Origin of the sequence: Streptomyces sp. NBC_00576, assembly GCF_036345175.1 — a bacterium.
Taxonomy (GTDB): domain Bacteria; phylum Actinomycetota; class Actinomycetes; order Streptomycetales; family Streptomycetaceae; genus Streptomyces.
In genome coordinates, this window is the sequence record NZ_CP107780.1 from 6,781,361 (window position 1) to 6,804,314 (window position 22,954).

Here is a 22,954-nt window from a genome sequence, read left to right on the forward strand (position 1 = left end):
TGTGAGGGCGGAACCTCTCGCTCGATGCGCGTCGTTGTCGTTGTGAGGGTCGCGGCGGAGGATGGGACTGAGGTGACGTATGTGTATGGGTGCTTGCTGGTGGGGCGCGGGATGTTTATAAATGTCCATGCTTTGGACTGATCAAAAACATTCCGGTCGTGATCCGATACCGCCTGGCCTGGACGGGCGGGCGCTCGCGGTGATCGAAACGTGACCGGATACGCTGACTTGAGTGATGGCAGCGACCTATCGACACACCGTGTGACCGCCAGTAGACACAGCAGACAGGAGATCCCTCGTGACCGTCGTCGGGCCGTTCGGGCTGAGCGTGCGGGACCAGGCTCTCGAAGCCGATGTCCAGGCCGGATTGGCGGCTGTCGAGGAAGGATTGCTCGAAGCCACCAAGAGCGAGGTCCCCTTCATCACGGAAGCCGCGCAGCATCTCGTGCGGGCCGGCGGGAAGCGGTTCAGGCCGTTGCTCGTGATGCTCGCGGCGCAGTTCGGGGACCGGCATGCGCCGGGGATCGTGCCGTCCGCGGTGGTGGTGGAGCTGACCCACCTCGCGACGCTGTATCACGACGACGTCATGGACGAGGCCGAGGTGCGGCGCGGGGTGCCCAGCGCCAACACGCGCTGGGGGAACTCCGTCGCGGTCCTCACCGGGGACTTTCTGTTCGCGCGCGCCTCGCACATCCTCGCCGACCTCGGGCCCGAGGCGGTCCGGGTGCAGGCGGAGGCGTTCGAGCGGCTGGTGACCGGGCAGATCCTGGAGACGGCGGGGCCGTCGGACGGGCGGGATCCGGTCGAGCACTATCTGGATGTACTGGGCGGGAAGACCGGGTCGCTGGTGGCCGTGGCCTGCCGGTTCGGGGCGATGATGTCCGGGGCCGACGACAGTGTCGTGGATGTACTCACCCAGTACGGGGAGCGGCTCGGGGTCGCCTTCCAGCTCGCGGACGATGTGCTGGACATCGCGTCCGATTCCCACGAGTCGGGGAAGACGCCGGGGACGGATCTGCGCGAGGGCATTCCCACGATGCCCGTGCTGCGGTTGCGAGAGCGGGTGGCTCGGCTGGGGCTGGCCGAGGATGCCGCGTTGTGCGAGTTGCTGGATTCCGACTTGAGTGACGATGCGCGGCATGCGGAGGCGTTGGCTCGGCTGCGGGTGCATCCGGCGTTGGAGCAGGCGCGGCGGGACACGGTGCGGTATGCGGAGGAGGCGCGGGCTGCGTTGGCGCCGTTGGTGGAGTGCGATGCGAAGGCCGCGTTGCGGGAGATGTGCGATGCGGTGGTGCATCGGGCTGGGTGAGGGTTTCGCCCCCGCCGCCCTTACCCGTCCCATCCCGGTCCTGGGGGCTGCGCCCCCAGACTCCCGCTACGGCCCTGAACGGGCCCTGTCCTCAAACGCCGGACGGGCTGAATTGAGACGACCCCTACGGGTTAGGGGATGTGCCGCCCCCTCATGTCATCCCGTGGCAGTACATGAGTTGAGCCCAAGGTCTGACGATTCCGCATCGCCGATTTGGTGAGATGGAAACCAACCACTCCTCACCGGTTCGGGTGAGAATGGCGGCTCAGGGTGGACAAGTGTGGGACGGAAAGCCGCCGCCGACGACGGAGGTAAGGCACACATGGCACCGTACGAAGAGGCCAAGGCCGGGAACCGGATCGACGCCGAGATCGAGGCCGAGGACGTGCCGTCCCGGCGCCGCAAGGCCGCGCGGTACGCCGCCCCGGCAGTGGTGATCGGTCTGACGGTCGCGACGATCGGGCTGGTACCGGCGTTCGCTGGCTCCGGTGACCCCGATCTGCCGAAGATCAGCGCACAGGAACTCATCGAGAAGATCGCCGCGTCGGACGTACAGCAACTGTCCGGCACGGTGAAGATCAGCACGGATCTGGGGCTGCCCGACCTCGGCGGTCTGGAGAGCGGACTTCTGTCGGGTGGACTCGGAGGCGGGTCCAGCGACTCGGGGTCGGCCGCCGATCCGAGCGCCAAGCTTCTCGCACTGGCCTCCGGCACGCACACGGTACGTATCGCCGCCGACGGCCCCGACAAGCAGAAGCTGTCGCTGCTGGAGAAGGCCGCCGAGTACAGCGTGATCCACAACGGCGACGAGGTGTGGGCGTACGACAGCGCGTCGAACGAGGCGTACCACGCGACGGCCCCCGAATCCGAGGGCAAGAGCGACAAGGGCAAGGACCAGGGCGAGGGCAAGGACCAGATCCTGCCCGGCGACGACGTGCCCGCCACGCCCGGGGAGTTCGCCAAGGAGGCCCTGAAGGCGGTCGACGACACGACCTCCGTGACCGTCGACGGCACCGCCCAGGTCGCCGGCCGGGACGCGTACAAGCTGGTCATCAAGCCGAAGGCGTCCGGATCCACGGTCGGGGCGATCAGTGTCGCCGTCGATTCGAAGACCGGGACGCCGCTGAAGTTCACGCTCACCCCGGCGAGCGGCGGCGCCGCCGTCGTGGACGCCGGTTTTGTCGACGTCGACTTCGCCAAGCCCGCCGCCTCGACCTTCGACTTCACCCCGCCCAAGGGGACGAAGGTCACCGAGGAGGGCACGGGCAAGGCCGAGGAGGAGCCCGGGAAGGACTTCGACAAGAACTTCAGCAAGGAATTCGGCAAGGAGTTCGACGGCGACCTCAAGGGACCTGAGGGGCACGGGTGGGTGAACGGGGCCGAAGGTGAGGGTGCCGGCGATGACTTCAAGGTCATCGGTGAGGGCTGGAACTCCATCGCCGCGTTCGACTCGGGGACCGAGGGCGGTATGCCGTCGGCCGGTGACTCGCCCGACGCCGGTGCGTTCGGCGGCTTCCTCGACTCCTTCGGCGACAAGGTCTCCGGCGACTTCGGCTCCGGCACGGTCTTCAAGACCCGCCTGATCAACGCCCTGATGACGGACGACGGCAAGCTCTACGTCGGCGCCGTCACGAAGGACGCCCTGGTCAAGGCAGCGAACGCGGCCCAGTAACGCCCCTACGAGAACCGCCGTAGACGCACGACGATCAAGGATGATTGAGGGAGCCCATGGAGGAAACGTCCGCCACGGAGCCGCAGAAGGTGAACCGGGATGACGACGACGCGGTCATCGTCACTCGCGCCCTCGCCAAGCGCTACCGCGGCGGACAGCTCGCCGTCGACGCTCTCGACCTCACCGTCCCGGCGGGCAGCGTCTTCGGTTTCCTCGGGCCCAACGGCTCCGGAAAGACGACGACCATCCGCATGCTGATGGGCCTGATCGAGCCGACGTCGGGCACGGCGCGGGTGCTGGGGCGGCCGATGCCCCGCTCCACCCGCGCCGTCCTGCCCCATGTCGGCGCGCTCATCGAGGGGCCCGCGTTGTACGGCTTTCTCTCGGGCCGCGACAACCTCGTACGGTACGACGCCGCCGACCCGACCGCCGATCCTCGCACCCGGCGTACGCGCGTCGCGGCGGCGCTGGACCGAGTGGGTCTGACGGCCGCCGCCGGAAAGAAGGCGAAGGCCTACTCGCTGGGTATGAAGCAGCGGCTCGGTCTCGCGGCGGCGCTGCTCCAGCCGCGTCGGCTGCTCGTCCTCGACGAGCCGACGAACGGGCTCGATCCGCAGGGGATGCGTGAAATCCGTTCCCTGGTAAGGGAGTTGGCCTCCGACGGCACCACCGTCTTCCTCTCCTCCCACCTCCTCGACGAGATCGAGCAGGTCTGTACGCACGCGGCCGTGATGGCGCAGGGCCGGCTGATCACCCAGGGCGCGGTGGCCGAGTTGGCCGCCGGGGCCCGCGGCCGGCTGGTCGTGACGACGCCCGATGTGGCGGACGCGGCCCGGGTGCTCAAGGAACAGGGCGTCGGCGACGTGGTCGTGACCGAGGACCGCTTGACCGGCGAGGTGCCGGAAGGTGACCGTGAACTCGCCGATCTGAACGCCGCGTTGGTCGGCGCGGGTGTCCGCGTCCGGGGTTTCGGCGTCGAACGGGCCTCCCTGGAGGACGCGTTCGTGGCGCTGACGGGGGAGGGCTTCGATGTCGCAGGCTGAGACCACTCGTACGGACACTGGCGGTACGGACACGGGCGGTACGGAAACCATCGGCACGGAAACCGGCGATACGGAAACGGTCCGCACGCAAGCCCCTCGTACCCCCAACCCCCTCTGGACCCTGGGCCTTTTCCGCAGCGAGCTCGTCATCACCTTCCGGCGCTGGCGGACCCTCGCGCTGCTCGCCGTGCTCGCCGCAGTACCGATCGTCGTCGGTATCGCCGTGAAGATCGAGACGAGCGACGGTTCGTCAGCCGTCGGCGGGGGCCCCGGGGGCGGCGGCGCGGGACCGGCGTTCATCTCGCAGATCAGCAACAACGGCCTGTTCCTGGTGTTCACGGCACTGGCCGCGACCCTCCCCTTCTTCCTCCCGATGGCCATCGGCGTCATCGCGGGTGACGCGATCGCCGGCGAGTCGAACGCGGGCACGCTCCGCTATCTGCTGGTCGCCCCGGCCGGCCGCACCCGTCTGCTCCTCACCAAGTACGCGACCACGCTGACGTTCTGCCTGGTCGCGACGCTGGTGGTGGCGATATCGGCGCTCACGGTCGGCGCGTTCCTCTTCCCGCTCGGCGACCTGATGACGATCTCCGGTACGAGCATCAGCTTCACGGAGGGCCTCGGGCGGGCGCTGTTGATCGCGCTGGTCGTCGCCGCGTCACTGATCGGCGTGGCGGCGCTCGGCCTGTTCATCTCCACCCTGACGAGCAGCGGCATCGCGGCGATGGCGACGACCGTGGGGCTGCTCATCACCATCCAGATCCTCGACCAGATACCCCAACTGCACGCGCTCCAGCCGTACTTCTTCTCCCACTACTGGCTGTCCTTCGCCGACCTGATGCGCGAACCGGTCTACTGGGACGACCTGGTGAAGAACCTCGGCATCCAGGCCCTGTACGCGGCGGTGTTCGGCTCGGCGGCCTGGGCACGGTTCACGACGAAGGACATCACGGCCTGAAGCCCGAGTCGAAGAACGTCTTCGCGCGGGTGAGGGCGTCGGTGTCGTTCAGTACGTCACCGGGCTTGCTCCCGTTGCCGAGCAGCACCCCGCCGAACCGCATCTCCATATAGGCGGCCGAGTTGCTGAGGGTACCGACCAGCGGGTCGGCGACCGTCTGCTCCGGGGCCGCGAGGACGGTGACGCCCCACAGGGTGCGCCCGGCGAGGGTGGCCTTGAAATCCACGCCCGGGGTGCGTAGCCAGCCCGACCAGTGGTCGAGGTAGCGCTTGACGGGAGCGGACACCGAATACCAGTACAGCGGCGAGGCGATCACGATGTCCGTGGCCGCGAGCGTGGCGTCGAGCAGGAGGGCCGCGTTGCCTCCGGTGGGCCGGACGTGGTCCGCGTCGTGGCGCAGGTCCTCGAATTCGGGCAGCGGATGCTCGGCCAGACTCAGCCAGCGCTGCTCGACGTCGGCGGGCAGTTGTTCGGCGGCCCTGCGGGCGAGAGCCTCGGTGTTGCCGTCGCTACGGCTGCTGCCGAGCAGGAAGAGAAAGCTGCGGTTCATGGTCGGGCCCCCGGGCGTGGTCGGCGTACGGGCGAGTGCGCGCGTACCGTGGATTTACGCGCATGGTGACTATGCGCGTACGCAGTATATGCACACGCATTCAAATGTGGCCAGCCCCCGCTACCGCGCCCGGGGCGCCCGCAGCCCCGCCCGCTCCTCCGCCTCCGCCATGACCCGGAGCAGCACCTCCTCCTCGCCGTGCCGGGCCACCACCTGGAGCCCGACCGGGCAGCCGTCCGGGCCGAATCCCGCGGGGATGCTTGCCGCCGGGTGCCCGCTGAGGTTGAACGCCCAGGTGAGCGAGGTCGAGTACCGGTCGCCCGGGCCCTCGTGACCGTGCGGCGGGTTCGGCGTGGTGGGGGTCAGGAGCAGGTCGGCCCGGGTGAACAGCTCCGCCAGCCGCTGGTCGTTGACCGCTCGCAGCGGGTACGCCGCAGCATCGCTGCCTGTGCCGTCCCCCGTATCCGCGCCCGGCGCACGCAGCGCCAGCCAGGTCGGCCCCGGGTCGTCGAGGCACACGGGGGCATCGTCCGGCGGAAGCAGCCGTACGACCCCGGCACCGTCGAGCCGCAGCGCGGCGCCGTGCGCGACGAGGGCGGGCCCCGGATCGGTGCGGGTGAAACCGAGGGAGTCGGACCAGACGGCGATGAGAGGGCGCCGCGCGTACTCCTGGCCGGCGCCGTCTGTCATCCCGCCCGCCACATCCACCGCGCCCCCGCCACCCCCGCCGGCTCCGGCCACGCATCGCCAGTACGCCCACAGGTCCACGGCCCGCCGAGCGACCGCCCCGGCCGCGCTCAGCCCCGTCCGGTCGGGATGCGGCAGGCGTCCGTTCGTCGACTTGAGGCCGAACACCCCGCACCAGGCGGCCGGGATACGGATGGACCCCGCCCCGTCCGCGCCGGTCGCGAGGGGGACCAGGCCCGCCGCCACCGCCGCCGCGGCCCCGGCCGACGAACCGCCCGGCACCCGGTCCGCCCGCCACGGGTTGACCGTCCGCCCTCCGGCCCCGAGTCCCCATGTCTGCCAGGGGGTTCCGGACCCGGGCGCGGGTACGGACGTCGCGCCCAACGGCACACACCCGGCGGCGGTCAGCCGTACCGCGTCCGCCGCCCGCTCCCCGTACCGGCCCTTGACGGCGATCGGGACGCCCGCGAGCGGCAACCGCTCACCCGCGGCGACACGTACGTCGACCTCGCGCGCCCGCCGCACCGCAGCCTCGCCCCACACCTCCCTGAACGCGCACAACTCCGGCTCCACGACGGCGATCCGCGCGAGCGCGGCCGTGACGACGTCGACGGCGGTCACTTCCCGCGCCCGTACGGCGGCGGCGATCTCGGGGACCGTGAGATCCGCGAGATCCGCGAGATCCGCGAAGCGCCCCCTGTCCGGGCTCAACTCTCCGCGCGCCCGGAGACCAGGATCCCGCCGCCCTCGATCCAGGTGAGGAAGATGCCGACGCCGGCCGGCGTATATGCGGGCACCTCCGTGCCGGTCGGCAGGGCCTTCGGCGTGCCCGTCGAGGCCGGGATCTCGACGGCGACGCGCGGGTGCGAGCCCGGGACGGTTCCGTACGCCGTGCCGTCGTCGCGTACGGAGTCGATCAGCATGTCCTTGCGGCCCTCGTCCCCGCCCACGCCCTTGGCGAGACAGGCCACGGAGCCCTTCTGGAGGTCGAAGAGCATCCAACCGTACGAGAGATAGCGGCCGTTGGGGGAGACGGACGTCAGGATGCTGTCACCGAGGACGGTGTCGTCGCTGTCGAACGTCTGTGTGAGCGTACGGTCGCGGCACTCGGCGCTCAGCAGGACCTTGCCGGTCGCGGCGTCGTGCACGGTCCGCACGGTCTCCTCGGAACCGTCCTCGTTGGCGTCCTTCGAGGGGGCCCAGTAGGCGACGACCTTGCCGTCGGTGACCGTCTGGGCGGTGCCGTTGGCCAGTTCGGAGCCGAAGCCGGCGGACTGTTCGGCGGCGGCGCCCTTGGGGGCCACATCCGTGCCGACCCAACTGCCGGACACGCCGAATCCGCCGCCGGAGGGGTTCGTCACGGGCCCCCGCCCGCTCAGTCCGACGACTGTGCCCGCGTCTTCGCCGTACGTCGTGACCTTGCCGCTCGTGACGTCGATCGCAGCAGCGCGGCTTTTGTACCCCTCGGTCCAGCTGACGAGGGCCTGGCCCGCGCCGCCGTCACGGACGACGGTCTCGCCCTGGGCGGTGCCGTTGTCGGCCTCCACGGGGACGTCGACGGTGCGCAGCGGCGCGACCGCGTTCCCGGAGTTGCCGTCGGCCGCGTACACCACGGCCTGGACGATCTCCTTGCCGTCGTGCAACTCGTCCTTGCCGTCCAGCCCGTGCGCCCACGCGACGAAGTACTCGCGCCCGCCCGCGTCGACGGCGGTCACCGACGCGGGCGCGGTGGCAGCGGGGTCGTAGCCTGCGGAGTCGTCCAGTGACCCCGGCGGGGTCCAGGGGGCGCTGGTCCACAGCACCTTGCCGGTGGTGGCCCTGCGCACCTGCAGGTACATCTCGGCCTGGTCGGCGACCACGTACGCGACGGTCCCCGAGTCGGGGGCGACGGCGACGGGCGCGGTCTCTGCGCCCTCCCGTACCCAGGGCAGCGCCTGGTCCCAGCCGCGGTCGGCGTCGTAGGCGGCGGGGACGGTCAACTCGGCGAGCGGGCCGACCGGTTGACCGTCCCCCTTGGGATCACCGGCGTCAGCGGATCGCGTGGCCTTGTCGGGCTCCGCCGATCCGCCGCATCCGGCGAGCACCAGCCCCACCACGACGGCCGCCATCACTCTCGTACCCGCCCTGCGCATGAACGTTCCTTCCCCCGTACCGACGTACTGACGTACCGAATTACTGATCTTGGCATCCGAACAGTGCCATCGTCAGCGCGGTACGGGGGAGTTGGACCACAGAGTGCGCGCGTTACTCCGACAACTCCCACACGGCGTACGCGGCCGCGTCGCTGTTGCGGTCGAGGGCGGTGTCGTTGATGTTGGCCGTCGTGTCGCAGGACGAGTGGTAGCAGCGGTCGAACGCCTGGCCCGACGTACCGCCCCACTTGGCCGCCTGGGCCGTCGTCTTGGTGTAGTCGGCGCCGCTGAACAGGCCGCCGACGGGGATGCCCACGTTCTTGAAGGGCGCGTGGTCGGAGCGGCCGTCGCCCTCGGTCTCGATCTCGGTCGCGATGCCGATACCGGCGTAGTAGTCCTTGAAGGTCTGCTCGATGGTCGGGTCGTCGTCGTAGACGAAGTAGCCGGGGTTCGGCGAGCCGATCATGTCGAAGTTCAGATAGCCCTTGACGCGCGAACGGTTCGCGGAGGAGAGGTTGTTGACGTAGTACCGGGACCCGACCATGCCCAGTTCCTCCGCCCCCCACCAGCCGAATCTCAGATGCTTGGTGGGCTGGTACTGGGCGCGGGAGACGGCGAGCGCGATCTCCAGGACGGCGGCCGAGCCACTGCCGTTGTCGTTGATGCCGGCGCCGGCGGTCACGCTGTCGAGGTGCGAGCCCGCCATGATCACCTGGTTGGTGTCGCCGCCGGGCCAGTCGGCGATCAGGTTGTAGCCGGTACGGCCGGACGCCGTGAACTGCTGGATGGTCGTGGTGAATCCGGCCGCGTCCAGCTTGGCCTTCACATAGTCGAGCGAGGCACGGTAGCCGGTTCTGCCGTGCGCCCGGTTGCCGCCGTTGGCGGTGGCTATGGACTGCAGCTGGGTCAGATGCGCCTTGACGTTGGCCACGGGCAGGTCGGGGGCGGCGGCGAGCTTGAGGAGCGACGCGGACGACGCGGAGGTCGCGGAATCGGGGGCGGGGGCCGCGCCGGCTGCCGTGCCCGTGGTGAGGAGCGCGGTGCTGGCGAGCACGGTGACGGCCACAGCGGTGGCTGCGGCGCGTGCGGGAACCGAGAGCTTCATGTGGGGGGCTCCGAATTCCTTGGGAATCACAGGGATTCCACAGTGGATAGGTGCCTGGATGGTGAAGCTCTGGCTAACGGTTCGTCAAGGGCGCTATCTGGACAGGGAGTTCGCATATCGGATGAATTTAGACATGGACATGACTAGTGCACGCAATATTCGTTCCCCTCCGGATCGGTCATCACCACCCACTCACCGCCCGCCTCCCGCACCTCCCGCAGCACGCTCGCCCCCAGCCCCGTCAGCCGCTCGACCTCGGCCGCGCGCCGGTCCGGGCCCGGGTGCAGATCGAGATGGAGCCGGTTCTTGCCCGTCTTCGGCTCCGGAACGCGCTGGAAGAGCAGCCGACGCCCGAGCCCGGTCCCGCTCTCCTCCTGGTACGGGTCCCCGGGATGCCGTACGGCGGCCAGGTCCCGCCAGGCGAGGCGGCCGTGCGACTCGACGGTCAGCTCGGCCGGTACGGCACCGAGGCCCAGCAGGCGTTCGACCAGCGCGCTGTGGTCCTCGACCGTGTACGCGAGCGCGCCGGCCCAGAAGTCGGCCTGTGCGTGCGGATCCGCGCAGTCGATGACCAGTTTCCAGTGCACGGGGACAGGGGCGGGGTCGGAGGAGGGGGAGAGGGAGGGAGCCTGTGCGGGGGTCTGTGTCATGGGGACCACTTATAACGCGTCGCACTGACAACGGCTCTCTGTGCGCCCCCTGTCAGCGGGGTACGTCCTGCGTGGTCGCCACTGTCGGCGGAACGAGGACCGGGTCGGCCTGCGTCCTGAGCGCCCGCGCCCCCCGTCGGGCCGCCCGCAGCGCGTCCCACGTCAGCAGGACCAGGGCGAGCCACACCAGTGCGAACCCGGCCCAGCGCTCCGGCGGCATGGCCTCGTGGAAGTAGAAGATGCCGAGGAGGAACTGGAAGACGGGGGCCAGGTACTGGAGCAGGCCCAACGTCGACAACGGCACCCGTATCGCCGCCGCGCCGAAGCAGACCAGCGGGAGGGCGGTCACGATGCCGGTCGCCGCGAGCAGGGCCGCGTGTCCGGCGCCGTGCGCGCCGAAGGTCGCCTCGCCCTGGCCGCCCAGCCACAGCAGATAGGCCAGCGCGGGCAGGAACTGGACCGCGGTCTCGGCGGCCAGCGACTCCAACCCGCCCAGGTTGACCTTCTTCTTCACCAGGCCGTACGTGGCGAAGGAGAAGGCCAGACAGAGGGAGATCCAGGGCGGCCGGCCGTAGCCGATCGTCAGGACGAGTACGGCGGCCAGACAGACGCCGACCGCGGCCCACTGCACCGGCCGCAGCCGTTCCTTCAGCAGGAGCACGCCCATGGCGATGGTGACGAGCGGGTTGATGAAGTAGCCGAGCGAGGCCTCGACCACGTGCCCGGTGTTCACGGCCCAGATGTAGACACCCCAGTTGACCGTGATGAACGCCGCGGCGACCGTGATCAGTGCCAGTCGGCGCGGTTGCCGCAGCAACTCACCCGCCCAGGCCCAGCGGCGCATCACCAGCAGGGCGATGCCGACGGCGGCGAGGGACCACACCATCCGGTGGGCCAGGATCTCGACCGCCCCGGACGGCTTCAGCAGCGGCCAGAAGAGCGGGACGAGCCCCCACATCCCGTATGCCGCGAAGCCGTTCAGCAGACCTGTGCGCTGCTCGCTCGTCGGCTTGCCGGCCACCGGCGTCTCCCCTCGTACCAGCACATGACCATATGGACGTGCGGCCACGACGGTAACGCCGAGCGCCCCCGGCTGTCATGTTCGTATCGGCATACGGTCATGACAGGCGGGGGTGGGCGTCCTCGGGGGCGTGACGGGGGAGTGCGCGCCCCCGAGGGGCGCGGGGGTCAGGCCTTGAGCGCGGCGGCGATCGACTCCGCGATCGGCGTGGTCGGGCGGCCGGTCAGACGGGACAGGTCGCCCGGGGTGCCGGCCAGCTCGCCCTGCTCGATGGCCGCGTCCACGCCCGCGAGGATGGTGGCGAGGCCCTCGGGCAGGCCGACGCCGGTCAGGATGCCGGTGTAGACCTCGACGGGGACGGCGTTGTAGGCGACGTCCTTGCCGGACTGCTTGGCCACCTCGGCGGCATACTCGGCGAAGCCCCAGTTGGTGTCGCCGCTCAGCTCGTACGTCGAGTTCTCGTGGCCCTCGCCGGTCAGCACCGCGACAGCGGCGGCGGCGTAGTCGGCGCGCGCGGCGGAGGCGACCCGGCCCTCGCCGGCGGCCTGGGTGACACCGTGCTCAAGGGCGACGGCGAGCTGCTCGGTGTAGTTCTCGTTGTACCAGCCGTTGCGCAGCAGCGAGTACGGGACGCCGGACTCGAGGATCGCCGCCTCGGTGCCCTTGTGGTCGTCGGCGAGCGCGGCCGTCAGGGTGCCCGGGGCGCTGGTGTACGCGAGCAGCGCGGCGCCCGCGGCCTTGGCGGCGGCGAGGACGACCTTGTGCTGGCCGACGCGGCCCTTGTCGAACTCGTTGCCGGAGATGAGCAGCACCTTGTCGCCGGCGGCTATGACACCGTCGAAGGTCTCCGGGCTGTTGTAGTCGGCGACCGCGATCTTCACACCGCGGGCCGCGAAGCCGGACGCCTTCTCCGCGTCGCGCACGACGGCGGTGATCTGGTCGGCCGGAACCTTCTCCAGCAGCTGCTCGACTACATGACGACCGAGTTGGCCGGTGGCTCCGGTGACGACGATGCTCATTGCGTATCTCCTTGTGGGGTGCGGGCTGGCACTAACCATAGGAGAAGCGCTAACTCTAGGAAAGTACCCACTTTCAAGTAAGGTACTTACATGGCAGTAAGTGCGGCAGTAAGCGGTGAGGTCGAAGTCGTGGGCAAGTACGAGCCGGTGGGCGCCGAGGGGATGTGTCCGTACCGGCTGGTCCTGGAGCACGTCACCAGTCGCTGGGGTGTGCTCGTCCTCATGGAGCTGTTGGAGCGCTCGTACCGCTTCAGCGAGCTGCGCCGGGCCATCGGCAGGGTCAGCGAGAAGATGCTGACGCAGACCCTCCAGACGCTGGAGCGCGACGGTCTGGTCCACCGGGACGCGAAGCCGGTCATCCCGCCGCGCGTCGACTACTCGCTCACCGACCTCGGCCGCGAGGCCGCCACCCAGGTGCGGGCCCTGGCCGTGTGGACGGCGGAACGCATGCCGGACGTGGACCAGGCCCGCCGGACGTACGACGAGGCCCGGGTCGAAAGGACCCGGGCCCAGTAGCCACTCGTATCGTCTATGCCAACCGTCTGTCCCGATCGTCTATCCGACGACGGTCCAGGTGTCCCCGCCGGCGAGCAGCGCGCCGAGGTCGCCCTTGCCGTTCTGGACGATCGCAGTGTCGAGCTGCTCGGCCATCTGCGTGTCGTAGACGGCCCGGTCGACGGAGCGGAAGACACCGATGGGCGTGTGGTGCAGGGTGTCCGGGTCGGCGAGCCGGGAGAGTGCGAAGGCGGTGGTCGGGGACGCGGAGTGCGCGTCGTGCACGAGCACCTCGCCCTCGTTGTCGGCGGTGACGGCCACCACCTTCAGATCACCGGTCGCCCGGTCCCGTACGACACCCTTGCCGCCGTCGGCCCCGAACCGGATCGGCTGCCCGTGCTCCAGCCGGATCACCGCCTCCTCGGCCTGCTGTCTGTCCTTCAGCACCTCGAAGGCGCCGTCATTGAAGATGTTGCAGTTCTGGTAGATCTCGACGAGCGCCGTACCGGGGTGGGCGGCGGCCTCGCGCAGCACGCTCGTGAGGTGCTTGCGGTCGGAGTCGACGGTCCGGGCGACGAAGGACGCCTCGGCGCCGATCGCCAGCGACACCGGGTTGAAGGGCGCGTCCAGCGACCCCATGGGCGTCGACTTGGTGATCTTGCCGACCTCGCTCGTCGGCGAGTACTGCCCCTTGGTCAGCCCGTAGATCCGGTTGTTGAAGAGCAGGATCTTGAGGTTCACATTGCGCCGCAGGGCGTGGATCAGATGGTTGCCGCCGATGGAGAGCGCGTCGCCGTCACCGGTGACCACCCAGACGGACAGGTCCCGTCGGCTGGAGGCGAGCCCGGTCGCGATGGCGGGGGCGCGACCGTGGATGGAGTGCATCCCGTAGGTGTTCATGTAGTACGGGAAGCGGGAGGAGCACCCGATCCCCGACACGAAGACGATGTTCTCCTTCGCCAGCCCCAGTTCGGGCATGAAGCTCTGTACGGCGGCGAGAACCGCGTAGTCCCCGCAGCCGGGGCACCAGCGCACTTCCTGGTCGGACTTGAAGTCCTTCATGGACTGCCTGGCCTCGGCCTTGGGCACCAGAGTGAGTGCCTCGATCGAGCCGGTACCGGCGCCTTCCGTGGACGTCTCAGCCATCGATGGCCTCCTTGAGAGCCGTGGCGAGCTGTTCGGCCTTGAACGGCATGCCGTTGACCTGGTTGTACGAGTGGGCGTCCACCAGGTACTTCGCCCGGATCAGCGTGGCGAGCTGGCCGAGGTTCATCTCGGGGATCACGACCCGGTCGTACCGCCGCACCACCTCGCCGAGATTCCGCGGGAACGGATTGAGGTGGCGCAGATGAGCCTGCGCGATCGACTCCCCGGCCGCCCGCAGCCGGCGTACCGCTGCGGTGATCGGCCCGTACGTGGAACCCCAGCCCAGGACAAGGGTGTTGGCCGTGCCGGACGGGTCGTCGACCGCCAGATCCGGTACGTCGATGCCGTCGATCTTGGCCTGACGGGTACGGACCATCAGGTCGTGGTTGGCGGGGTCGTAGGAGATGTTGCCCGTGCCGTCCTGCTTCTCGATGCCACCGATGCGGTGTTCGAGCCCGGGGGTGCCAGGGATGGCCCAGGGGCGGGCGAGGGTCTGCGGGTCCCGCTTGTAGGGCCAGAAGACGTCGGTGCCGTCGTCGAGGGTGTGGTTGGGTCCCTGGGCGAACTGGACCCGCAGATCGGGGAGTTGGTCGACGTCGGGGATGCGCCAGGGCTCGGAGCCGTTGGCGAGGTATCCGTCGGAGAGCAGGAAGACCGGGGTGCGGTAGGTGAGCGCGATACGGGCGGCTTCGATGACGGCGTCGAAGCAGTCGGCGGGGGTGCGCGGGGCCACGATCGGGACCGGGGCCTCACCGTTGCGGCCGAACATGGCCTGAAGCAGATCGGCCTGCTCGGTCTTGGTCGGCAGCCCGGTGGAGGGCCCGCCCCGCTGGATGTCGATGACCAGCAACGGCAGTTCCATCGAAACCGCCAGCCCGATGGTCTCCGACTTCAGGGCCACGCCCGGCCCCGAGGTGGTGGTGACGCCCAGCGAACCGCCGAATGCGGCGCCCAACGCGGCCCCGATACCGGCGATTTCGTCCTCGGCCTGGAAAGTCCGGACACCGAAGTTCTTGTGTCTGCTGAGCTCGTGCAGGATGTCCGAGGCCGGCGTGATCGGGTAGGACCCCAAGTACAGCGGCAGATCAGCCTGTTGACCGGCCGCGATGAGCCCGTACGACAGGGCCAGGTTCCCCGAGATGTTGCGATAGGTGCCGGTGGGGAACGCGGTCGAGGCCGGCGCGACCTCGTAACTGACCGCGAAGTCCTCGGTCGTCTCCCCGAAGTTCCAACCGGCCCTGAACGCGGCCAGGTTGGCGGCCGCGATCTCGGGCTTCTTGGCGAACTTGGTGGCGAGGAACTTCTCGGTACCCGCGGTCGGCCGGTGGTACATCCAGCTCAACAGGCCCAGCGCGAACATGTTCTTGCTGCGCTCGGCCTCCTTGCGGGAGAGCGCGAACTCCTTGAGCGCCTCGACGGTGAGGGTGGTCAGCGGCACCGGATGCAGGCTGTACCCGTCGAGCGAGCCGTCCTCCAACGGGGAGGCCGCATACCCCACCTTCTGCATGGCCCGCTTGGTGAACTCGTCCGTGTTGACGATGATCTCCGCGCCGCGCGGCACATCGGCGATGTTCGCCTTCAGTGCGGCCGGATTCATCGCGACGAGCACATTGGGCGCGTCGCCGGGCGTGAGGATGTCGTGGTCGGCGAAATGCAGCTGGAACGAGGAAACGCCCGGCAGGGTGCCTGCGGGCGCTCGGATCTCGGCGGGGAAGTTCGGCAGAGTGGACAGATCGTTCCCGAAGGACGCCGTCTCGGAGGTGAAGCGGTCGCCCGTGAGCTGCATACCGTCCCCGGAGTCCCCCGCGAACCGAATAATCACCCGATCGAGGCGGCGTACGTCCTTCACGCCCGCCGGATTGCGCTGCTCTCCCACCACGGATCCGACGGCTCCGACGTCTGAGCCGGCCTTCTCCGCTGAACTGCCCGCTGAACTGTCCGCTGGACTGCTGACCTGGCTGGTCACTGAACTGGACCTCCTTCGAGGCGGCGGCCTGGGAGCGGTCCTCCCGCGGACCCTCCCAGGATCAACAGTACGTCGGTAAGGGTGGCCTTCCCGGGACCGATCGCATGATGGACGCCATTTTGAGACGGTACGGCGCCCTGATTTGTCATGGGTTTCCACCCCGTGGCACTGACAGGGTGTCAGGCGGTCAAAGTCAGATGGTCAGGAGTTGAGATAGGTCAGAACGGCCAGAACGCGCCGGTGATCGCCGTCGCTGGGGGAGAGCCCCAGCTTCAGGAATATGTTGCTGACGTGCTTCTCGACGGCACCGTCACTCACCACGAGCTGCCGTGCGATGGCCGAATTGGTACGGCCCTCGGCCATGAGCCCCAGCACCTCGCGCTCCCGGGGAGTGAGCCCGGCGAGCACGTCCTGCTTACGGCTGCGGCCCAGCAACTGGGCCACGACCTCCGGATCGAGCGCGGTACCCCCCTGGGCCACCCGCACCACCGCGTCCACGAACTCCCGCACCTCGGCGACCCGGTCCTTCAGCAGATACCCGACGCCCCGGCTGGACCCCGCGAGCAGCTCGGTCGCGTACCGCTCCTCGACGTACTGCGACAACACGAGCACACCGAGTTCCGGATGCGATTTCCGCAGCTGTACGGCGGCCCGGACTCCTTCGTCGGTATGGGTGGGCGGCATCCGCACATCCGCGACGACGACATCCGGGAGCTCGTCCTGCGCGGCGAGCTCGGTAATGGTCTTGATCAGCGCGACCCCGTCACCCACACCGGCGACGACATCATGCCCACGGTCGGTCAACAACCGGGTCAGGCCCTCTCTCAGCAGCACTGAATCCTCGGCGATAACCACCCGCACCCTGTCCTCCACGATTACTGGCCCCCCCACACCCCGTCCGAACACGAGGTTCCAGCATCCCAGTATTCGGACGAGGAGGGGGTTGTTGTCGCCGGCTTTTCCCACACCGACGGCACCACTCAAGCGCGGGCCGGCATTTTCAGCCCGTCCGGCGTTTGAGGACAAGCGCCTTCAGCGCGACCGGGGGTCTGGGGGCGGAGCCCCCAGGAACGGGATGGGACGGGTAAGGGCGGCGGGGGCGAAAAACCCGCCCCCCACCAGCCTCACCCCCGCCAAGGCAACTCCGCAGTAACCCGAGTGGGCCCACCCACCGGCGAATCCACCACCAGAATCCCGTCCACCGCATCGAGCCGCCCCGCCAGCCCCGCCAACCCGGACCCGCCGGAGGCATCCGCACCCCCCACCCCGTCGTCCACCACCTGAAGCATCAGCCGGTTCTCCACCCGCCACACATCCACCGACGCCCCCGTCGCCCGCGCATGCTTGCTCACGTTCTGCAGCAGCTCCGACACCGTGAAGTACGCGATCCCCTCGATCGCCGCGGCCGGCCGCTCCGTCAGATCCACCTCCACCCGTACCGGCACCACACACCGGGAAGCCACCGCGGACAGCGCCGCATCCAGCCCCCGGTCCGTCAGCACCGCCGGATGGATCCCGCGCGCCAGATCCCGCAGCTCCTGCAGGGCCGTCTTCACCTCACCGTGCGCCTCGTCCACCATCCGCGCCGCAGCCCGCGGATCCTCCGTGAGCTTCTCCTTCGCCAGCCCGAGATCCATGGCCAGCGCCACCAGCCGCGCCTGTGCCCCGTCATGCAGATCCCGCTCGATACGCCGCAGATCAGCCGCGGCGGTGTCGACGACGACCCCCCGGTCGGACTCCAGCTCGACGACCCGCGTCGCCAGCCGTGACGGCCCGAGCAGCCCCTGCACCATCACCCGGTCCACGAGGGTCAGCGCCCGCACGATCCAGGGCGTGGCCATGGTGAACGACAGCCCGACCAGAGCGGTCACTGTGATCTCGAACGGGTTGTCGAGATAGATGCTGTGGGTCTCGTCGCCGTACAGCTGGAGACCGTCCTGTCCGCCGTACATCGGGAAGAGCCAGAACCACAGCGGGTACGTGAGCAGCGCCCACCCGTACACCCAGAAAGTCACCGCGACCACGAACGAAAACATCGCCCACGGCAGATGCAGCACCGAGTAGAGCAGGTGCCGCCAGGAGGTACCGCTCTTGAGCACGGCCCCCATCCAGCCCGCCGCCCCGGACTTCCGTGCCCGCACCGGCTCCGGTTCGGGCATGTCGAGCCCGAGCAGCCCGCGCGCCATCTTCCGCTCCAGCACACCGAACCCCCGGCACCCTGCCAGGCCCACGGCCAGCACCGGAATCCCGAGGAAGGTGACGAGGAGAAGCGAGCCGGTGAAGGCCAGGGTGACGGCGTAGGAGAACACCAGCACGCTGACCGGCAGGCTCAGCAGCACATACCCGAACTCGCGCCAACTGCGCGCCTCGACGGGCGCCCGCAACGCGGCCGGCAACCGAGGACGCCGGCCCTGCCCGCGCCCGGTGCCCCCGTCGGCCGTCCCGTGGAATCCGGCCCCGGGGCCGCCCTGCTGCCCGTACCCCTGTCCGTACTCCATGGCCATCGATCCAGTCCGTTCTGCTAGTCAGCTCGTCACCAGCCGGCTCGTCTGTCTGTGTGCTCGCCGGCCGGTGTCCTGCTCGCCCTTCATCTCTCATCAGCTTGCTGGCCCCGAACCCCACGGACCATGGAGCACGTAGGCGTCTTCCCCCGGGGGTTTTCCCTACCTACGCCTCGACCCGTTACCTACGCGTCGACCCGTTCCCGCCACGGCAGTTCGGCCGTGACCGTCGTGGGCCCGCCCTCGGGCGACTCGATGACGAACAGCCCGTCCACCGCGCCCAGCCGGTCCGCGAGTCCCGCCATCCCCGTACCGCCGTCGAGCCGCGCACCGCCGCGACCGTCGTCCCAGACCTGGATCAGCAGCCGGTCATCGGTACGCCAGACGTCGACGGAGGCGTTCCGGGCGCCGCTGTGCTTGCTGACGTTCTGGAGCAGCTCGGAGACCGTGAAGTAGGCGATGCCCTCGATGGCGGCGGCCGGCCTGGCCGGCAAATCGGCGGTCACCTGCACCGGCACGGTGCACCGCGAGGCCACGGAGGACAGCGCCGCGTCGAGTCCGCGGTCGGTCAGAACGGCCGGATGGATTCCGCGCGCCAGATCCCGCAGCTCCTGAAGCGCGAGCTTCACCTCGCCGTGCGCCTCCTCGACCATCGCCGCCACATGTTCGTCGGCCTGCCCCTCCAGGAGCTTCTCCTTGGCCAGCCCGAGGCCCATCGCGAGGTTCACCAGCCGGGCCTGCGCCCCGTCGTGCAGATCGCGCTCGATCCGCCGCAGATCGGCGGCGGCCGTGTCGACGACGACCCCCCGGTCGGACTCCAGTTCGGCGATACGGCGTTCCAGCTCGTCGGAGGGCGACAGCAGCCCGCGCACCATCACCCGGTCCACGTTCGTGAGCCCCCGCGCCAGGAACGGCAGCACCGGCCACAGCACGAAGAGCGACACGAGCACCATGGAGAAGGTGAACACGCCCCAGGGCAGCCGGACGAAGTCGTACAGCATGGTGCGCCAGCCGACCGGGTCCTTCAACGCCAGCATCAACCGCGCGAAGAACCCGAGTTCCCGGCCACGGGCACCCCGCCCGCCACTCAGCGGCAGCGGACTCGGCTCGTCCACCCGCACCCCGAGCAGGGCCCTGGCCCGCGCCCGCTCGAACCGGCCCAGCAGACGGGCGCCCATGAGCCCGCCGGCGAGCATCGGAAGACCGACCACCGTGAGCGTGAGGAAGGAACCCACGCTCACCACGGTCACCACGTACACGAAACCGAACAACGCCATCGGCAGGTTGGTCAGGAGATGAGCGATCTCCTTCCAGGTGTGCGAGTCGAGAGCGAAACGGACAGGGGGCAGTCGGTCGCCCTCGGTTTCCGCGCTGGTGGCGGTGATACGTGCGGTCATGCCCGCCAGCCTGCCCGCCCCCGCGCCATGGCGCCATGAGGCGGACCGCCCGGCGACCCGGGGGAAAACCCCACCTTGCGCAGGATCTCGGACATGGCCATGCGTGACGGGCTGCTTACGGTCTCTTTAGCAGGCCCTAGACTCCCGTCCGTACAGATCGCCGAACACCAGAGGCGAGATCTACGAGGCCAGGGAGCGAGGGACGGACGTGCCGGTACCGACCGCCGTAGCCACGACGGAGTACATCGCAGCGTCGGAACGCATCGCAGAGTCGAAGTACATCGAAGCGTCGAAGCACATCGCGGCGTCGGAGTATTTCCAGTCCTACTCCGTCGTCGGACTGCTCGCCGCGGTCGGCGTGCTCTTCGTCGCGGTCGCCTTCGGAGCCGGCCGCCTGCTGCGCCCCGTCGTCCCGACCCCCGAGAAACTCCTGACGTACGAGTGCGGTGTCGACCCCGTGGGCGAGGGCTGGGCTCACACCCAGGTCCGCTACTACGTCTACGCCTTCCTCTATGTCATCTTCGCCGTCGACTCGATCTTCCTGTTCCCGTGGGCGACCGTGTTCGCAGCCCCCGGCTACGGCGCGGCCACCCTCGTCGAGATGTTCATCTTCCTCGGCTTCCTGGCCGTGGGCCTGCTCTACGCATACAAGAAGGGCGTCCTGACATGGACGTGACGCCAGAAACGAATTCGCCGGCGCCTGTGCCAGTGCCTGTGTCGATGCCCGTTCTGCTGCCGGAGCCGAAACGCCTGGGCGCCCTCGCCCGGCTGGCCCCCGAGCCGATGAAGGTGGTCCTGAACTGGGGCCGCCGCTACTCGCTCTGGGTCTTCAACTTCGGCCTCGCCTGTTGCGCGATCGAGTTCATCGCCGCGTCCATGGCCCGCCACGACTTCATCCGCCTCGGCGTGATCCCCTTCGCCCCCGGGCCGCGCCAGGCCGACCTGATGGTGGTCTCGGGCACGGTCACGGACAAGATGGCCCCGGCGGTACGGCGCCTGTACGAACAGATGCCCGAGCCGAAGTACGTCATCTCCTTCGGCGCGTGCAGCAACTGCGGCGGCCCGTACTGGGACTCCTACTCGGTGACGAAGGGCGTCGACCAGATCATTCCGGTCGACGTGTACGTCCCCGGCTGCCCGCCCCGCCCCGAGGCGCTGCTCCAGGGCATCCTCAAACTCCAGGAGAAGATCGCCCGGGAGTCCCTGGGCGAGCGGTACGCGTCCGGTGCGGCGACCCGCCCGACCCCGGCCGCACTCCAGAGCCCGCTGGTGCAGCCGCCGACCACAGGGGAGGGAACCGGAAGATGACGACAACCGGCTGGCTGCCCGCCCCCACCGAGGAACTCTTCGGTACGGAGGCCACGGCCGAGGAGTCGTACGACGTCCTGACCGTCGACGTACCCCCCACGTCCTGGATCACGGCACTGGAGACAGCACGCGACCGCCTCTCCTGCACCTACTTCGACTGGCTCAGCGCGGTGGACGAACCGGGCACGGGCTTCCGCGTCGCCGCCCACGTGGTCGCCCTCTCCCCGGTCCGCCGCCTCCTCGTACGGACGACAGTCCCGCATGAGTCCGCCGTACTGCCCTCCCTGGTGAACGTCTACGCGGGCGCCGCCTGGCACGAGCGCGAGACGCACGAGATGTTCGGCGTACGGTTCGAGGGTCACCCGGGCCTGGACCACCTCCTCCTCCCGGAGACCTTCGAGGGCCATCCCCTCCGCAAGGACTTCGTTCTCGCCGCCCGCGTCGCCAAGGCGTGGCCGGGCGCGAAGGAACCGGGGGAATCGGAACACGGCGGGCCCAAGCGTCGCCAGATGCTCCCGCCCGGCGTCCCCGACCCCAACGAATGGGGCCCCCTGAAGGGCCAGCTCCCGCCGGCCCCGGCCCGCCCGGCCCGCGCCGCCGCCCGCGCGACAGGCGACCGCCCGGTACGCCGCACCCGCACGGCATCGGAGGGCACGGCAAGCCAGCCCCCGACAGGCCAGCCCCCGGCAGGCGTGCCCCCGACACCGGAGGGCACACCCACGGAGGCCGCGCCGACCCCGCCGGCCGCACCCCGCCGGGCGCGCAGCGCAAGCCAGGGCTCGGCATCCCAGCACCCGCAAACACCGACGACCGAGTCCCCCGAGCCACCACCCGCGGCGGACGCCCCCTGGCACCACGCCCGCCCGGCCTTCGACGAACCCACGAAGGCCGAAGAACCCACGAAGGCCGACGAACTCACGAAGGCCGAAGAACCCGCGAAGGCCCCCGAGCCGGCCGAAGACCCCACCCCCGATAGCCCCACCCCCGATGACCCGACCCCCGAAAATTCCCCAGGAGGCTCGCAGTGAACGACGCGCTCGACGTCGCCCTGCGACTCCTGATCGTCTTCGTCGTCTTCCTCACCTTCCCCCTGATCGTCGGTCAGACCGAGCACAAGGTGATGGCCCACATGCAGGGCCGCCTCGGCCCGATGTACGCCGGCGGCTTCCACGGCTGGGCCCAACTCGTCGCGGACGGCGTCAAGTTCGCCCAGAAGGAAGACATCGTCCCGGCCGGAGCCGATCGCCGTATCTTCCAGCTCGCCCCCGCTGTGGCCCTCCTCCCGTACCTCCTCGTCCTCCTCGCCATCCCGATCGGCCCGGGCGAGGGCGCCGTCGGTGAAGTCGTCGACGCGGGCATCTTCTTCGTCCTCGCCGTCATGGGCGTCGGCGTCCTCGGCTCGCTCATGGCCGGCTGGGCGTCGGCCAACAAGTTCTCCCTCCTGGGCGGTCTGCGCACCGCCGCCCAACTGCTCGCCTACGAACTCCCGATGCTCCTCACCGCAGCCTCGGTCGCGATGGCGGCGGGAACGGTCTCGCTCCCAGGCATCGTCGACGCGTTCGAGTGGTGGTGGCTGCCCTGGCAGATCGTCGGCGCGATCGTCTTCTTCGTGGCCGGCCTCGCCGAACTCCAGCGTCCCCCCTTCGACATGCCGGTGGCCGACTCGGAGATCATCTTCGGCGCCTACACCGAGTACACCGGCCTCCGCTTCGCCCTCTTCCTCCTCGCCGAGTACGCCGGAATCGTCGTCCTGTGCGGCCTGACCACCGTCCTCTTCCTGGGCGGCTGGCACGGCCCCTGGTCCGCCGACGGCCTGGGCTGGGTCTGGACCCTCCTGAAGACGGCAGTGCTGGCCTTCGTCGTGATCTGGCTGCGCGTCACCTACCCCCGGCTGCGCGAGGACCAGCTCCAGAAGCTCTCCTGGACCCTCCTCGTCCCCCTCTCCCTCGCCCAGATCGCCCTCACCGGCATCGTGAAGGTGGTGATCTCGTAACC

General features: G+C 69.6%; 21 protein-coding genes. 9 read left to right on the forward strand and 12 right to left on the reverse strand.

Features of this window, described 5'->3' with window-relative positions; all coding sequences use genetic code 11:
* The first annotated feature begins 298 nt into the window (after positions 1-298).
* From OG734_RS29485 to OG734_RS29500, 4 genes are all read left to right on the forward strand, one after another.
* Positions 299-1,309, forward strand: coding sequence for a polyprenyl synthetase family protein (locus OG734_RS29485; RefSeq protein WP_330290499.1), 1,011 nt, complete (start codon positions 299-301; stop codon positions 1,307-1,309).
* Positions 1,310-1,631: 322 nt separating this feature from the next.
* Positions 1,632-2,981 (forward strand): LolA family protein, encoded by a 1,350-nt coding sequence (locus OG734_RS29490; protein ID WP_330290500.1) that lies wholly within the window; start codon positions 1,632-1,634, stop codon positions 2,979-2,981.
* Positions 2,982-3,037: 56 nt separating this feature from the next.
* The gene (locus OG734_RS29495; protein ID WP_330290501.1) at positions 3,038-4,024 is read left to right on the forward strand and encodes an ABC transporter ATP-binding protein; all 987 of its coding nucleotides are present in this window, start codon (positions 3,038-3,040) and stop codon (positions 4,022-4,024) included.
* Positions 4,011-4,982 (forward strand): ABC transporter permease, encoded by a 972-nt coding sequence (locus OG734_RS29500; RefSeq protein ID WP_330290502.1) that lies wholly within the window; start codon positions 4,011-4,013, stop codon positions 4,980-4,982. Before OG734_RS29495 ends, OG734_RS29500 begins: the two co-directional genes overlap by 14 nt.
* On the opposite strand, the gene OG734_RS29505 is transcribed toward OG734_RS29500, so the two are convergent.
* The 7 genes from OG734_RS29505 to OG734_RS29535 form a co-directional block, all read right to left on the reverse strand.
* Entirely contained in the window at positions 4,972-5,532 is a 561-nt protein-coding gene (locus OG734_RS29505; protein ID WP_330290503.1) for a flavodoxin family protein, read from the reverse strand. The genes OG734_RS29500 and OG734_RS29505 overlap by 11 nt on opposite strands.
* A gap of 120 nt (positions 5,533-5,652) precedes the next feature.
* Positions 5,653-6,930, reverse strand: coding sequence for an amidase (locus OG734_RS29510; protein WP_330290504.1), 1,278 nt, complete (start codon positions 6,928-6,930; stop codon positions 5,653-5,655).
* Positions 6,927-8,351, reverse strand: coding sequence for a hypothetical protein (locus OG734_RS29515; RefSeq protein ID WP_330290505.1), 1,425 nt, complete (start codon positions 8,349-8,351; stop codon positions 6,927-6,929). The genes OG734_RS29510 and OG734_RS29515 overlap by 4 nt, the downstream gene beginning before the upstream one ends.
* Positions 8,352-8,463: 112 nt before the next feature.
* Positions 8,464-9,456 carry a M28 family metallopeptidase gene (locus tag OG734_RS29520; RefSeq protein ID WP_330290506.1) on the reverse strand — a complete coding sequence of 331 codons (993 nt, stop codon included), beginning with the start codon at positions 9,454-9,456 and terminating at the stop codon, positions 8,464-8,466.
* 143 nt (positions 9,457-9,599) lie between these two features.
* The gene (locus tag OG734_RS29525) at positions 9,600-10,106 is read right to left on the reverse strand and encodes a VOC family protein (protein ID WP_330290507.1); all 507 of its coding nucleotides are present in this window, start codon (positions 10,104-10,106) and stop codon (positions 9,600-9,602) included.
* 52 nt (positions 10,107-10,158) lie between these two features.
* Positions 10,159-11,127, reverse strand: coding sequence for an EamA family transporter RarD (gene rarD, locus OG734_RS29530; RefSeq protein ID WP_330290508.1), 969 nt, complete (start codon positions 11,125-11,127; stop codon positions 10,159-10,161).
* 167 nt (positions 11,128-11,294) lie between these two features.
* The gene (locus tag OG734_RS29535) at positions 11,295-12,146 is read right to left on the reverse strand and encodes an NAD(P)H-binding protein (RefSeq protein WP_330290509.1); all 852 of its coding nucleotides are present in this window, start codon (positions 12,144-12,146) and stop codon (positions 11,295-11,297) included.
* A gap of 90 nt (positions 12,147-12,236) precedes the next feature.
* Here OG734_RS29535 and OG734_RS29540 point away from each other — a divergent pair, with 90 nt between their 5' ends.
* Positions 12,237-12,662, forward strand: a complete 426-nt coding sequence (locus tag OG734_RS29540; protein WP_443064937.1) for a winged helix-turn-helix transcriptional regulator — start codon at positions 12,237-12,239, stop codon at positions 12,660-12,662.
* A gap of 39 nt (positions 12,663-12,701) precedes the next feature.
* Here OG734_RS29540 and OG734_RS29545 read toward each other — a convergent pair whose 3' ends face one another.
* The 5 genes from OG734_RS29545 to OG734_RS29565 form a co-directional block, all read right to left on the reverse strand.
* Complete coding sequence (locus tag OG734_RS29545; protein WP_330290510.1) at positions 12,702-13,787, reverse strand: 2-oxoacid:ferredoxin oxidoreductase subunit beta; 1,086 nt, start codon at positions 13,785-13,787, stop codon at positions 12,702-12,704.
* Entirely contained in the window at positions 13,780-15,753 is a 1,974-nt protein-coding gene (locus tag OG734_RS29550; protein WP_443064938.1) for a 2-oxoacid:acceptor oxidoreductase subunit alpha, read from the reverse strand. Before OG734_RS29550 ends, OG734_RS29545 begins: the two co-directional genes overlap by 8 nt.
* Before the next feature lie 201 nt (positions 15,754-15,954).
* Positions 15,955-16,614 (reverse strand): response regulator transcription factor, encoded by a 660-nt coding sequence (locus OG734_RS29555; protein ID WP_330290511.1) that lies wholly within the window; start codon positions 16,612-16,614, stop codon positions 15,955-15,957.
* A gap of 263 nt (positions 16,615-16,877) precedes the next feature.
* The gene (locus OG734_RS29560) at positions 16,878-18,257 is read right to left on the reverse strand and encodes a sensor histidine kinase (RefSeq protein ID WP_330290512.1); all 1,380 of its coding nucleotides are present in this window, start codon (positions 18,255-18,257) and stop codon (positions 16,878-16,880) included.
* Between the two features lie 182 nt (positions 18,258-18,439).
* Positions 18,440-19,651, reverse strand: a complete 1,212-nt coding sequence (locus OG734_RS29565) for a sensor histidine kinase (protein WP_330290513.1) — start codon at positions 19,649-19,651, stop codon at positions 18,440-18,442.
* Between the two features lie 262 nt (positions 19,652-19,913).
* On the opposite strand from OG734_RS29565, the gene OG734_RS29570 reads away from it, so the two are divergent.
* Genes OG734_RS29570 through OG734_RS29585 form a run of 4 tightly spaced genes read left to right on the forward strand, consistent with a single transcriptional unit; the run spans position 19,914 to position 22,952 of the window.
* Positions 19,914-20,327: an NADH-quinone oxidoreductase subunit A gene (locus OG734_RS29570; protein WP_330293835.1), complete on the forward strand. Its 414-nt coding sequence runs from the start codon at positions 19,914-19,916 to the stop codon at positions 20,325-20,327.
* Positions 20,318-20,959 (forward strand): NADH-quinone oxidoreductase subunit B, encoded by a 642-nt coding sequence (locus OG734_RS29575; RefSeq protein WP_330290514.1) that lies wholly within the window; start codon positions 20,318-20,320, stop codon positions 20,957-20,959. Before OG734_RS29570 ends, OG734_RS29575 begins: the two co-directional genes overlap by 10 nt.
* Positions 20,956-21,987 (forward strand): NADH-quinone oxidoreductase subunit C, encoded by a 1,032-nt coding sequence (locus OG734_RS29580; RefSeq protein ID WP_330290515.1) that lies wholly within the window; start codon positions 20,956-20,958, stop codon positions 21,985-21,987. Before OG734_RS29575 ends, OG734_RS29580 begins: the two co-directional genes overlap by 4 nt.
* Complete coding sequence (locus OG734_RS29585; protein ID WP_330290516.1) at positions 21,984-22,952, forward strand: complex I subunit 1/NuoH family protein; 969 nt, start codon at positions 21,984-21,986, stop codon at positions 22,950-22,952. Before OG734_RS29580 ends, OG734_RS29585 begins: the two co-directional genes overlap by 4 nt.
* Positions 22,953-22,954 lie beyond the last annotated feature (2 nt).